Source organism: Acidovorax sp. GW460-11-11-14-LB4, from assembly GCF_059423685.1.
This window is the reverse complement of record NZ_JBWKYJ010000046.1, coordinates 1-13492: the sequence shown is the minus strand read 5'-3', so window position 1 is coordinate 13492 and position 13492 is coordinate 1. Positions and strand designations below refer to the sequence as shown.

General features: G+C 66.0%; 8 protein-coding genes. 1 reads left to right on the top strand and 7 read right to left on the bottom strand.

Annotated elements, in window-relative coordinates; genetic code table 11:
- The 7 genes from infB to AC07X4_RS15900 form a co-directional block, all read right to left on the bottom strand.
- The gene (gene infB / locus AC07X4_RS15930) at nt 1-2874 is read right to left on the bottom strand and encodes a translation initiation factor IF-2 (RefSeq protein ID WP_056746494.1); all 2874 of its coding nucleotides are present in this window, start codon (nt 2872-2874) and stop codon (nt 1-3) included.
- Nucleotides 2875-2898: 24 nt separating this feature from the next.
- Nucleotides 2899-4383, bottom strand: a complete 1485-nt coding sequence (gene nusA, locus AC07X4_RS15925; RefSeq protein ID WP_056063891.1) for a transcription termination factor NusA — start codon at nt 4381-4383, stop codon at nt 2899-2901.
- An 80-nt stretch (nt 4384-4463) separates the two neighbouring features.
- Nucleotides 4464-5060, bottom strand: coding sequence for a ribosome maturation factor RimP (gene rimP, locus AC07X4_RS15920; protein WP_056063893.1), 597 nt, complete (start codon nt 5058-5060; stop codon nt 4464-4466).
- A 376-nt stretch (nt 5061-5436) separates the two neighbouring features.
- Complete coding sequence (locus AC07X4_RS15915) at nt 5437-8865, bottom strand: DEAD/DEAH box helicase (RefSeq protein ID WP_494740622.1); 3429 nt, start codon at nt 8863-8865, stop codon at nt 5437-5439.
- Between the two features lie 123 nt (nt 8866-8988).
- Nucleotides 8989-9390, bottom strand: coding sequence for a thioredoxin family protein (locus tag AC07X4_RS15910; RefSeq protein ID WP_494740621.1), 402 nt, complete (start codon nt 9388-9390; stop codon nt 8989-8991).
- A 59-nt stretch (nt 9391-9449) separates the two neighbouring features.
- A complete protein-coding gene (locus AC07X4_RS15905; protein ID WP_494740620.1) occupies nt 9450-10730 on the bottom strand; it encodes a c-type cytochrome in 1281 nt (426 codons plus the stop codon).
- Between the two features lie 14 nt (nt 10731-10744).
- Nucleotides 10745-11557, bottom strand: coding sequence for a c-type cytochrome (locus tag AC07X4_RS15900; protein WP_494740619.1), 813 nt, complete (start codon nt 11555-11557; stop codon nt 10745-10747).
- Between the two features lie 170 nt (nt 11558-11727).
- Between AC07X4_RS15900 and AC07X4_RS15895 the strand changes: the two genes are divergently transcribed.
- Nucleotides 11728-13212, top strand: a complete 1485-nt coding sequence (locus AC07X4_RS15895) for an aminotransferase-like domain-containing protein (protein ID WP_494740618.1) — start codon at nt 11728-11730, stop codon at nt 13210-13212.
- Nucleotides 13213-13492: the final 280 nt, after the last annotated feature.

Here is a 13492-nt window from a genome sequence, read left to right as displayed (position 1 = left end):
TTACAGCGTCCGGGCGATTTCCTTGATGTCAAAGAACTCGAGTTGATCGCCTTCCTTGATGTCGTTGTAGTTCTTGAGCTTGATACCGCACTCAAAGCCTTCCTTGACATCCTTGACATCGTCCTTGAGGCGCTTGATCGAGTCGACTTCGCCGGTGTAGACCACCACGTTGTCGCGCAGCAGACGGAACTTGGCGTTGCGATGGACCATGCCGGACGTGATGTACGAACCCGCCACAGTACCGATCTTGGAGGCCACGAACACGGTGCGGATCTCGGCCGTACCAATGACTTCTTCGCGCTGCTCGGGAGCCAGCATGCCAGACATCGCCACACGCAACTCGTCCACAGCGTCGTAAATGATGCTGTAGTAATGCAGGTCCACGCCATTGCCTTCGGCCAGCTTGCGCGCACCGGCATCGGCACGCACGTTGAAGCCGATCACGATGGCCTTGGAGGCGATCGCCAGGTTGATGTCGGACTCGCTGATGGCGCCCACAGCGGCGTACACCAGTTGCACCTTGACCTCGTCGGTCGAGAGCTTGAGCAGCGACTGGGCCAGCGCTTCCTGCGAGCCTTGCACGTCCGCCTTGACGATGATGGGCAGGGTCTTGACCTCACCCGCCGTCATGTCGGCGAACATGTTTTCCAGCTTGGCGGCTTGCTGCTTGGCCAGCTTGGTGTTGCGGAACTTGCCTGCACGGTACGTCGCGATCTCACGGGCACGGCGCTCGTCCGTCAACACCATGAATTCGTCACCCGCCTGCGGCACTTCCGTCAGACCCTGGATTTCGACCGGAATCGATGGGCCAGCCGTCTTGGCGACCTTGCCGTTTTCGTCCAGCATGGCGCGCACGCGGCCATAGGTCTGGCCAGCCAGCACCACATCGCCCACCTTCAGCGTACCGGACTGCACCAGCACCGTGGCCACAGGCCCGCGGCCCTTGTCCAGCTGGGCTTCGATCACGAGGCCCTTGGCCAGCGAATCCACCGGCGCCTTGAGTTCCAGCACTTCGGCCTGCAGCAGCACTTGCTCCAGCAGGGTGTCGATGCCCATGCCGGTCTTGGAGGACACGGGCACAAAGGGCGAATCGCCACCGTATTCTTCAGGCACCACCTCTTCGACCACCAGCTCCTGCTTGACGCGGTCGGGGTTGGCATCAGGCTTGTCAGCCTTGGTGATGGCCACCACGATCGGTACACCAGCAGCCTTGGCGTGCTTGATGGCTTCCTTGGTCTGGGGCATGACGCCGTCGTCGGCGGCCACCACCAGAATCACGATGTCGGTGGCCTGGGCACCACGGGCACGCATGGCCGTGAAAGCCTCGTGACCCGGGGTGTCGAGGAACGACACCATGCCGCGTGGCGTTTCCACGTGGTAGGCACCGATGTGCTGGGTAATGCCACCGGCTTCACCCGCAGCCACCTTGGCGCGGCGGATGTAATCCAGCAGCGAGGTCTTGCCATGGTCCACGTGACCCATCACGGTCACGACCGGAGCGCGCGGCAGCAGTTCTGCGTTTTGCTGGCCTGCATCTTCGTCGGTGAAGGCTTCCGGGTCGTCCAGCGCAGCCACGACGGCCTTGTGGCCCAGCTCTTCCACCACGATCATGGCCGTGTCCTGGTCCAGCGGCTGGTTGATGGTGACCATCTGGCCCATCTTCATCAGCGCCTTGATGACCTCGTTGGCCTTGATGGACATCTTGTGCGCCAGTTCAGCCACGGTGATGGTCTCGGGCACATGCACTTCGATGATGCGTGCTTCGACCGGTGCGGCCTGCTGATGATCGTCACGGTGGTCGCGGTTGTCGCCACGGCGGCCACGCGGGCCACCACGCCAGTTGTTGCGACCGACACCGCCGCTGCTGTCGCCGCGGGTCTTGATTTCTTTTTTCTTGGCCGTGTCATTGGCCCAGCTGGAGGACAGCTTGGCTGACTTCACTTCCTTGCCAGCGCCAGGCGCACCCGCGCCCGCTCCAGCAGCAGCGGGAGCACCGGCGCGCGCCACGCCAGTGCCGACTGCCGGCTTGTGCAAAGTACCCTTCTTGGCGTCGCCCACGGCAGCAGGCTTGGCCACTGGCTTGGGTTCTTCGGGCTTCTTGGCGACCATGACCGCCTTCTTGGGCGTGGCCATCATGGAGCGAATGGCGGCAGCTTCTGCCTCGGCCTTGCGGCGACGTGCATCCAGGTCGGCCGCACGGGCGGCTTCTTCGTCAGAGCGGGCCTTGGATTCGGCAGCAGCCTTTTCGCGGGCTTCGTTCTGTGCTGCCGTGCGTGCAGCGGCTTCGGCAGCCTGCTCGCGGGTGGCTTCCTGCTTGACGGCAGAAGCCTGGGCCTTCTTCTCGGCTTCCTGAGCAGCGTAGGCGGCAGCACGCTCTTCGGCTTCGCGCTCGCGCTTTTCGCGGGCTTCGCGCTCGGCACGTTTTTCGGCCAATTCCGCCTCCTGGCGGCGGATCAGCTCGGCCTGGCGGCGGGCTTCTTCCTCGCGGCGGGACAGCTCAAGGTCTTCACTCGACACCGCGGGTTCTTCCACCGCAGCGGGGGCGTGCGACTCTGCAGCAGCCTCTGCACCTTCGTCGCGCTGAATGAACGTGCGCTTCTTGCGCACTTCCACCTGGATGGTACGGGCCTTGCCCGTAGCGTCCGCCTGCTTGATTTCGCTGGTGGACTTCTTGACCAGCGTGATCTTCTTGCGATCGGCCGAGGCCGTACCGTGGCTGGCCTGCAGGTAAGCAAGCAGCTTTTGCTTGTCCGACTCGGTCAACGCGTCAGAGGGAGCAGCCTTGCCCACGCCGGCAGCCTTGAGCTGGTCGAGCAGGGTTTCAGGCGATTTTTTGAGTTCGGTAGCGAACTCGGCGACAGTGTTACTGGACATATGTGGTTCGTGCCTCCCTGACCTTTACTCTTGCCCCGCGAACCAGTGTTCGCGCGCCTTCATGATCAAGGCTTTGGCTTCCTCTTCAGACTGTCCGGTCAGGTCGGTCAGTTCATCAATGGCCAGATCGGCCAGGTCGTCACGTGTGTGCACACCGCCTTCGGCCAATTTGGCAATCAGCTCAGGGGTGAGGCCTTCGAGGTCGCGCAGGTCCTGGGAGACCTCTTCCACGCTTTCCTCACGGGCAATTTCCATGGTGAGCAGCGCGTCCTTGGCACGGGCCCGCAGCTCGTTGACGGTGTCTTCATCGAAGCTTTCGATCTCCAGCATTTCCTGCAGGGGAACGTAGGCCACTTCTTCGAGGCTGTTGAAGCCTTCGGAGATCAGGATGTCGGCGATTTCCTCGTCCACATCGAGCTTTTCCATGAACAGCTTGCGGGCCGTATCGGTCTCGTTGGCCTGCTTTTGCGCGCTTTCAGCGGCGTCCATGATGTTGATCTTCCAGCCGGTCAGGTCGGACGCCAGGCGCACGTTCTGACCACCACGGCCGATGGCGATGGCGAGGTTTTCCTCGTCCACGACCACATCCATGGCGTGCTTTTCTTCATCGACCACGATGGAGGACACGTTGGCCGGAGCCAGCGCGCCAATCACGAACTGTGCCGGGTCTTCGGACCACAGCACGATGTCCACGCGCTCGCCAGCAAGCTCGTTGGTCACCGCGTTCACACGGGTGCCACGCACGCCGACGCAGGTGCCGATGGGGTCCACGCGCTTGTCATGGGACAGCACGGCGATCTTGGCACGCGAGCCGGGGTCACGGGCGCAGGATTTGATCTCCAGCAGGCCTTGCTCGATCTCGGGCACTTCCTGGCGGAAGAGTTCGATCATGAACTCAGGCGCCGAACGCGACAGGATGATGGGAGCGCCGCGCAGCGTCAGGTCCACTTCCATGATCATGGCCCGCACGCGGTCACCGCTGCGCAGGTTTTCCTTGGGGATCATTTCGCTGCGGCGCAGACGGCCTTCCACGCGGCCGGACTCGACAATGATGTCGCCCTTGTCCATGCGCTTGACGGTGCCGGTGAAGATCTTCTCGCCGCGCGACATGAAGTCGTTGAGCAACATTTCGCGTTCAGCGTCGCGGATCTTCTGCAGGATGACCTGCTTGGCAGCCATGGCGCCGATGCGACCGATGGGCACCGACTCGACACCCTCTTCTATGTACTCGCCGACTTCGATGTCTGGGATGCGATCCTTCGCATCCATCAGCAGCTCTTCGGCTTCGGGGTTTTGCAGGCCCGCATCGTCGGGCACCACCAGCCAGCGACGGAAAGTCTCGTAGTTGCCGCTGTCGCGATCCACGGACACGCGAATGTCCACCTCGCCCTGGTACAGCTTCTTGGTAGCCTGGGCCAGGGCCGACTCCACGGCGCCCAAGACCACATCACGCTCCACGTTCTTTTCGCGCGAAATGGCCTCAACCAACATCAACAATTCGCGATTCATGCGACGACTCTCCTGTTTTCAATCACCCGAGGGCAAGGCAACGCACTGCAGCCACCCACCCCACAATTTTCAGCAGCAAATCAGGCAGGTGCAGCCCCGGCCTTGCCTGCGCGTCCCTTGAAGTCCACGATGGGCGCAAGGCGCACATCCCGGCATTCGTCCAAGGTGAAACCCATCGCCTGCAACGGGGCGGGCACGCGTTTCTTGCTGACTCTTTGTCCTGGCTTGACCGGCGGCTCGTCGCTCCAGACGATCTGCCAGCCTCCGGCCTCGGCCCGCTCCAGCGTGCCGCGAAATTTCTTGCGGGTGGCGTTGACCTGGCCTCCCGCTGCTGCGGCGCCGATGGGCGCCTTCAGGGTGATGTCGATGACAGAGCCTTCAAAGCGCACGAAGTCTTGCTCGTGGCGCAAGGGCCGGTCGATACCAGGAGATGACACTTCGAGGCGCTTGTACTCGACGCCATCGACCTCCAGCGCAAACTGCAGCTGGCGGGTGACCTTCTCGCAATCCTCGACCGTCACGAACTGCTCGATCACGGGCTGGGGCGCATCAGCGGCCGGCTGCACCCAAGGCAAGTCGATGGTGACGCGCAACAGGCCGCCGGCAGAGCGCTCGATCTCCACCAGGTCATATCCCAGTCCCGTCACAATTTGTTCAACGACTTGCTGCAATGCCACGTGTTCAGTTCAATCCCGGATAAACCACACAACTTGCGCCAATCAGGGCCAGGCCACCAGCCTGCCCACTGGGAGCACTGTTTGTGCCCCCTCATTTGCGCAAATCCAAAACAAAAAACCCGATAACCCCCGGAGACTCTTCCCCGACAGCTTCGAGCTCCAAAAGCGTTCGACCAAAAAAAACGGGCGGTTGGTACCCGCCCGTTTGGTCGTGAGATTCGTATTGTAGCGTGCAAAGTGTTGATTTGCAAAGGCGCAGGCAGGGAAAACTGTTGTCAACACGCTCAGGCAGGACGCCCAAGCCAGTGTCCATGCGGCCTTCCGGGCGGTGCCCTGCCTCAATGGCACCACACGCTTGTCCAACCTGCACCAGCAGCTATGACAGTGATAGCGGCTGCAGCAGTTCTGCCAGATCGCTTTCGGTGAAGAGCGGCTCCTTGCGGGCAGCAGCTCCGCTGTACAGGCTGCCCGCCAGCTGCGCCTTGCGCTCCTGCAGGGCCAGGATGCGCTCCTCGATCGTCCCCTGCGCCACCAGCTTGATCACCCACACGCTTTGCGTCTGACCCATGCGGTGCGCGCGGCCGGTGGCCTGGTTTTCCACCGCCGGGTTCCACCAGGGGTCGAAATGGATCACCGTGTCGGCCTGCGGCAGGTTCAGCCCCACCCCGCCCGCCTTGAGGCTGATGAGAAACAAAGGCACCTGCCCGCTGGTGAACTGCTCGATGATCGCGTCGCGCCTTTGGCTCTGCCCCGTGAGCTTGACCCAGGGCAGGTCGCGCTTTTTCAGCTCGGTCTCAATCAGCCTGAGCATGCTGGTGAACTGCGAGAACAGCAAAATGCGCCGCCCCTCGGCCAACATTTCGGGCAGCAGCGTCATCAAATGGTCCAGCTTGGCCGAGGTCTCCACGGCCTTGGCTGCGTCCAGCGGCACCAGCTGCGGGTGGCAGCACACCTGCCGCAGCTTGAGCAGCGCATCCAGGATGGTGATCTGCGATGGCGCCAGCCCCTTGGACTGCAGCGCTTCGCGCACGGTCTTCTCCATGCCCAGGCGGATGGTTTCGTACAGGTCCGCCTGCGCGCCGGTCAGCTCCACAGGCATGACCGATTCGACCTTGGGCGGCAGCTGCCCTGCCACCAGCGCCTTGGTCCGCCGCAGCATGAAGGGGGTGATGCGCGCGCGCAACTGGGCCATGCGCGCGCTGTCGCCTTGCTTTTCGATGGGCGTACGAAACACCTCCTTGAAGCGCGTTTGGCTGCCCAGAAAGCCCGGCATCAAGAAGTGGAACAGGCTCCAGACCTCGCCCAGGTGGTTTTCCATGGGCGTACCCGACAAGCACAGCCGGTGGCGCGCCTGCAGTTCGCTGACCACCTGTGCGGCCTGGCTGCTGGCGTTCTTGATGTTCTGGGCCTCGTCCAGCACCACCAGGTGCCACTGGTGCCCCAGCCAGCGGTCTCGGTCGCGTTGCAGCAGCGAATACGGCGCGATGACCAGGTCGTGCTCGGCGACTTCATCGGCCACTTCATGGCGATCCGCGCCATGCAGCACCAGGCACCGTAGGCCCGGGCAAAAGCGAGCGGCCTCGCGCTGCCAGTTGCCCATCAGGCTCACGGGCGCAATGACCAGCGCAGGGCACGTCAGCCGCCCAGCGTCTTTTTCGACCTGGATGTGCGCCAGGGTCTGCAGGGTCTTGCCCAGACCCATGTCGTCGGCCAGCACACCAGCCAGGCCGTGGGCCCGCAAAAACTGCAGCCAGTTCAGGCCTTGCTGCTGGTACGGGCGCAGCGTGGCACGCACGCTGGCGGGCAGCGGCACCTCGGGCAAGGCACTGGCGCCCCGCAGCTGGGCCAGCATGTCGCGCAAGGCACCTGCGCCCTGCCACACCGCGCCCTCACCCAGCGCAGCACTGGTGCGCAGGGCGTCCAGGCGCGAGAGCTTCAGGCGGTCGGCGTTGAAGTCACGCGCGCGGTCGCCCGCGAGATCGAGCAGCGCTGCCATCCAGGGCCGCAGGGTATCTGTCGGCAGGCGCACAAACCCGGCACCGGTCAACGAGGGCATGTAGACATGTTCCGGCAGCTGGGGCAAGCCCGTCGCAGGGTCCAGCGGCTGTGCCGCCGCGGCGGCAATCAGATCGGGCAGCCAGGGCAGGATGTTGTGGCGCACGCCATCGATCTCCATGCCCAGCGACAGCGCAAACCAGGGCGATGTGGTCGCGTCATCCCCCTCAGGCTGCAGCACCACATCCAGTCGGTCGGCGTGTTGCACCCAGCCATGCAGCGCCGCGTCCAGCGTGACATCAAAACCCGCGTCGCGCAGCCCTGCAAAGCCGTTGTCTGCCCAATGCATCCAGTCATCCTGCGCGCGCTCGCCAGGGATGCCGAACAGGCCGTTGTCGGTGGCCAAGAGGCCCAGACCTTGCAGACGCTCGACGGCATGGCGCTCAGCCACCGCATCGCGCTGCAGCAGCACCTGGCCGCCGTCGGCACCGGGCACCAGCACCGCCAGCTCCTGCCCTGCCCACCAGCCCACATGGCCCTGGTAGTCAAAACGCAAGTGCGCGGTGATAAGCCCCATTTCAGCCACCTGGTTCGGAGATGACGGAGCCAGATGCAGGCGCGCCACGGGTTTCACCCCCCGCACCTGCGTGAGCGGACCCAGCGCCGGCGGCAACGGCAACACCCCGCCAATGCGGCGCACCACCTCGGCATGGTGTTTTTGCAGCGCCACAGCACTGAGCGCGGGGGCCTTGAGCAGCATGGCCACCTGGGCCGGGCTCAGGCCCTCGGCGTGCGCCGGGCCGCAGACGCCCCGGCCGGCGTCCAGGTACAAGGGCGGATGGTTATCGCACAGGACGGCGGTGTCGCCTGGCAGACTGGCCCGCAGGCCCCAGACAGCCTCGCCACCTTGCGCGGGCGTGGACGCCTGCCATGCCCACGCGATGGGCAGCGGGTCGCCCCATCGCAAAGACTCACCCACGGTGGACCCACCCGCATCGACGAACAGACGGCCCGTAGCCGCTGCCTGCTCCAGCGCCAGCAAGCCCACCGCACCCTCCAGCACCCCAATGGGCGCGACGCTGTAGGCCGAGTAGTACCCCACGCTGCGGGGCATGGCACGCAGCAGCTGCAGCACCTGGCGGTCGGCGTCGCTGGCGCGGTCGTACACCGCCTGGCCGGGCGCGGGCTGGGTGCGGATCTGTTGCGGCTTGGCCCAGCCCCCCGTGAGCTTGGGGTACGACACCACGGCCTCCAGCTGCAACTGCGGCACGCTGGTGCGCGCCCGCCCTACGGTAGAGACAAGATAGAGATAACACTCGGGCCGCCCCGGCCGTGCGACTGGCTCCTGCGGCACAGCACCGCCCAGAGCGCGGTCCCACTCGTGCAGCCAGTGCACCAGCCGCGCCTCGGCCTCGGCGCGCGCCAGGGCCTCTTTGCGCTCCTGCATGGCCTTAAGCGCATCGGCGGCCCGCGTGGACGACGGGCCCTGCGCCGGGTCGCGGTGCGCGGCCTCCAGGGTCAGGGCCACGGCGTGCTTGCAATCTGACCCCACGGGGCAACTGCAATCGCCCGACCATTGCTTGACCTGGCCATTGGGCGCAAGCACCAGTTGCACGGACACTTCGTACGGGTCGGGCGAGCTGCCCTGCACTTCACCCGCCAAGGCCCAGCGGCCCTCGGCCTGTTGCTGGAGCCCCACGCGCACCACATCTGCCTGGCGGTACAGCTCCATGCCCCGCTCCCAGGTGCCCTTGTCGCACTGGGCCTGCAGCGAGTTGAGCGGGAACCAGGGTGGAGGGGGTGTGGACACAGATTTCGAGAAAAAAGTGGCTGTAGCGCTAGTGGATCATGCGCCGTCAGCTATCAAAAAAAGAGCATTCAAGATGTGGACGAAGGTGCGGTAACCACCACTGCCAGCCCGCAAGCCCGCCCGCTAGGCGCGGCGTGCTGCGCGCACCCGCTCGAAAACGCTCTGGGCCTCGCCCCCCGCCCCGGCACTGCCGGGCGCTGCCGCCTGAAGGCTGGTCAACAACCGCGTGAGCACTGGCGCCTGCGGCAACAACGGGCCCAGGAACAGGGCCCGCTCGCCGTCGGCAATCAGCAGGGTGGGAAAGGTTTCCACATCCAGGTCCCCGACTAGATCGGATTCGTCTTCGATGTCCACCCATTCAAACCGCACGTCCGGGTGTGCACGGGCCAATTCGTCGAACAAGGGGCGATAAATGCCGCAGGTGCCACACCACGCAGCACACAGGCACACGGCCCACCAGCCGCTGGGCGTGGCGGCACCAAGGCTCGTGGGGGTGGGTTCAGGCAGTGCGGCGGGACTGGACATCAAAAGGGCTCCTGGAGGGCCGCGCTGCGGGGCGGCGGGCGCAGGCCCCGGGCCTGGCGCTACATGCCGCGGCGCTCGCGCGCGCGATAGACCTCGATGGTACCCACACCTGGCGCCTGGTTGCCCCAGCTGTTGCGCACAAACGTGGTCACCGCCGCCACCTCCTCGTCCGACAAGGTCTGCTGAAACGGCGGCATGCCGTGCGGACGCGGGTTGCCTGCGGTGGCGGGCAGGTAGCCTCCCTGCAGCACCACGCGCACCAGGTTGGTGGGATCGGCCAGCGTGATGGCACGATTGCCCGCCAGTGCCGGAAACGCGCCGGGTTCGCCCTGCCCCCGGTCGCCGTGGCACTGCGCGCACTGCTGCTCGTACACCTTGCCGCCCCGCGCCATCGCGCTGGCCGGGGGGGCGGCCACGGTGGCAGGCGCCTTGCGATCCTGCTGCGGCAGGCCCTGCAGGTACACGGCCATGGCGCGCGCATCGGCGTCGCTCAGATACTGCGTGCTGCGAAACACCACCTCGGCCATGGGGCCCAGCACCGAGCCCTGCGGGGCCACGCCGGTCTTGAGCAGTGCCACCACGTCGTCGGTGCGCCACTCCTTCACGCCCGCCTCGTGCGCCGCATTGAGTGCGGGGGCATACCAGTTCTGCACCGGGATCAACCCGCCGGTGAAGGCCTTGGCGTCCGACGTGGCGCCCAGTGCATTGCGGGGCGTGTGGCAGGCGGTGCAGTGGCCCAGGCCGTTGACCAGATAGGCGCCCCGGTTGTATTCAGCCGTCTGCGTGGGTTCGGCGCTGGGCGCTCCGGGTGCGAAGAACAGCGCACGCCACACGGCCAATGCCGCCTGCGTGTTGTACGGAAAACGCAGCGCATGGGCGCGGTTGGCGTCGGGCGCAGCGGGCACGCTTTGCAGATAGGCAAAGATGGCGTCCGAATCCTCGCGCGTCACCTGCGTGTAGTTGGGGTACGGGAAGGCCGGGTACAGCAGCCGCCCGTCCTTGCTGCGGCCATGGTGCATGGCGCGCCAGAACTCGGCCGAGGTCCAGCTGCCAATGCCTTGCACCCTGTCGGGCGTGAGGTTGGAGCTGTGCACCACGCCAAACGGCGTCTCAATGCCGCGCCCGCCTGCAAACGGCGCGCCACCCTGGGTGGTGTGGCAGGCCATGCAGTTGCCGACGCGGGCCAGATATTCGCCGCGCTGCACCAGCACGGGCGTGGATTGCAGCGTCTCGGCGGTGGGCAGCGGCTCTTCGCCACGCAGGTTCAGGGTGATCAGCACGGCGGCGGCAATGCCGAGCGCCGCCAGCACGGAAGAGAGGGTCCAGAGGATGCGTTTCATCGGTGCATCCCTTCTCAGCGTGCCGCTGCAGCAGAGACGGGAACCTCAGCCACACCGCCGCATCGGGCCGGCATGGCGGCGCGCAGCGTGCGGGCTGGCTTGCCACCCGCCGCCACGGGCTGAGCGGCCAGCCAGGCCGAGACTGCGCTCACGTCATCGGGCGTGAGCTGGCGGGCAATATCGGCCATGCAGTCGGGCACGTGCGCGCGGCGCTGGCCGGTCTTCCAGGCGCCCAGCTGGCTGTTGAGGTAGTCACGCGGCAGGCCCAGCAGGCCGGGGATGGACGGTGCCACGCCCGTCATGGCCGCACCGTGGCAGGCCACACAGGCGGGAATGCGGCGTGCCGCGTCGCCCTGCTGCACCAGCTGGCGGCCCTGCTCCAGCGCGGCGGCAGGCGCTTGTGGTGCAGGCGGCGGTGGGTACGGCAAGTCGAGCGCGGCAAAGTGCTCGGCCATCTCGCGCAGGTAATCGTCCGTCAGGTGCTCGATGAGGTTGCCCATCTGCGGGTAGCTGCGCCGCCCGTCCCGAAAGTTGAGCAGCTGGTTGGCCAGATAGCCCGCCGGCTTGCCCGCAATGCGCGGAAAGTAGCCGTCGGGCGTGGCACGGCCTTCCTTGCCGTGGCAGGCGGTGCAGGCCAGCACGCGTGAAGACATGGAAGACACGGGCACCGTGGCCGCAGTGGATGCATTGGCCACCGGGGTTGCAGGGGTGGCGCCGGCTGGCACCGTCTGGGCCACAGCGCCAGCGCTCAAGGCCAGCGCCAACAGGGCAGTGGCCGCAGGCAGGCTGAGAACAGGGCGCAGCAAGCTGCGCAGGCAATCGGTCATGGGGATCTTTTTGTCCGGGAAAGAAACGGTTGGGTGGCCCACAGCGGCCAAACACTCAAGGCGTGCGCCCACACAGTCCGCCACTCTACGCCCGCCCCCAAGAACAGTACAGATTCAGTTTCGAGTTAAAAATACAGATCAGTTTGCCCTGCATCAACCCCGCCCTGCCCATGAAGCGCTACGAACGCCACGCCGACGCCATCGCCCAGCTCATCCACAGCGGCGCCCTGCGTCCCGGCGACCGCGTGCCCTCGGTGCGCGAGGCCAGCCGCACACGGGGCATCAGCCCGTCCACCGTGTTCGAGGCGTATTACCTGCTGGAGGCCCAGGGCCTGATCCATGCGCGCCCGCGCTCGGGCTACTACGTCAGCGCCCGGCTACCAGGTATGGCCGAGGTTCGACCCGCGGAGCCCCAGCCCTCGCAGCCCGCCGCCACCTCCACCGGCGTGGCCATCAGCGACCTGGTGTTCGAGGTGCTGGGCCTGGCGCGCGACCGCGACCTGGTGCCGCTGGGCTCGGCCTTTCCAGGGCTGGAGCTGTTTCCACTGGAGCGCCTGGCGCGCTGCCTGGGTAGCGGCATGCGCAAGCTCGACCCGTGGACTATCGTGCAAAGCCTGCCGCCCGGCGACGAACGCCTGCGCCAGCAGATTGCCCTGCGCTACGGCGTGCACGGCATGGCGGTGGATGTGGAAGAAATCATCATCACCAACGGCGCCATGGAGGCGCTCAACCTCTGCCTGGAGGCCGTCACCCAGCCCGGCGACGTGGTGGTGGTCGAATCGCCCACCTTTTACGCCGCGTTGCAGGCCCTGGAGCGGCTGAACCTGCAGGCGCTGGAAGTCGCCACCCACCCGCGCGATGGCATCGACCTGGCGGCGTTAGCGCAAGCACTGGAGCGGCATACGCCCCACCAGCCCATCAAGGCCTGCTGGCTCATGCCCAGTTTTCAGAACCCGCTGGGCAGCCTGATGCCCGAGGACAAGAAGCGCGAGCTGGTCGCCCTGCTGGCGCGCCACGGCGTGCCGCTGATCGAGGACGACGTGTATGGCGAGCTGCACTTTGGCCCCCAGCGCCCGCCCCCAGCCAAGGCGTTTGATACCGAGGGGCTGGTGATGCACTGCAGCTCGTTCAGCAAAAGCCTTGCGCCCGGCTACCGCGTGGGCTGGGTGGCGGCGGGCCGCCAGGCCAAGGCGGTGCAGCGGCTCAAGCTCATGACCACGCTATCGGCTGCCACGCCGTCACAGCAGGCGCTGTCGGAATACCTGGCCCAGGGCGGCTACGACCGGCACCTGCGCCAGCTGCGCCGCAGCCTGGCCGAGCAGCAGGCGATGGCCCTGGCGGCCGTAGCGCAGCACTTCCCACCCGGCACCCGCGTATCGCGGCCTGAGGGTGGGTACTTCTTGTGGGTGGAGCTGCCGCCTGAAGTGAACGCGCTGGAACTGCACCGACTGGCACTGCAGCAGGGCATTAGCCTCGCGCCCGGGCAGATCTTCTCGGCCGACCAGCGGTTTGCGCACTGCGTACGCATCAACTACGGGCATCCAGCGCAGGGGCGGCTGGAACCGGCACTGCGCACCGTGGGCCAACTGGCCACGGGCTTGGCGACCGCCGTGACAGAGAGGCCGGTGCGGCCAAAAATGCTATCAAAACAATAGCCACAAAGACATACCGACCTAGCGCACAGGCCGATTTTTATCAAAACCCTGGCCCCAAACCCGGCGTGCAGCTCCTGGCCCCACCACACTGCATCGCACAACCCAACACACGCTGCGCCAGCCTTGCACCAGGCTGACATCCCACGCACCGCGTTGGAAAAGCCCAACCTCGGGTTCTCCCGCAGCAGGCACGGCGCTTGCAGCGGCATACTGGCCCCCGCCCGTACCCCGGGCAGTGCACCACGGCGGACCACCCGCCCCGCCCAACAACCCCAACGCC

Excerpts from the sequence above, each read along its gene's own strand:
- AC07X4_RS15905 (WP_494740620.1), bottom strand. The coding sequence starts at position 10,730 with ATGAAACGCATCCTCTGGACCCTCTCTTCCGTGCTGGCGGCGCTCGGC.
- nusA (WP_056063891.1), bottom strand. The coding sequence starts at position 4,383 with ATGAATCGCGAATTGTTGATGTTGGTTGAGGCCATTTCGCGCGAAAAG.
- infB (WP_056746494.1), bottom strand. The coding sequence starts at position 2,874 with ATGTCCAGTAACACTGTCGCCGAGTTCGCTACCGAACTCAAAAAATCG.
- AC07X4_RS15900 (WP_494740619.1), bottom strand. The coding sequence starts at position 11,557 with ATGACCGATTGCCTGCGCAGCTTGCTGCGCCCTGTTCTCAGCCTGCCT.
- AC07X4_RS15910 (WP_494740621.1), bottom strand. The coding sequence starts at position 9,390 with ATGTCCAGTCCCGCCGCACTGCCTGAACCCACCCCCACGAGCCTTGGT.
- AC07X4_RS15895 (WP_494740618.1), top strand. The coding sequence starts at position 11,728 with ATGAAGCGCTACGAACGCCACGCCGACGCCATCGCCCAGCTCATCCAC.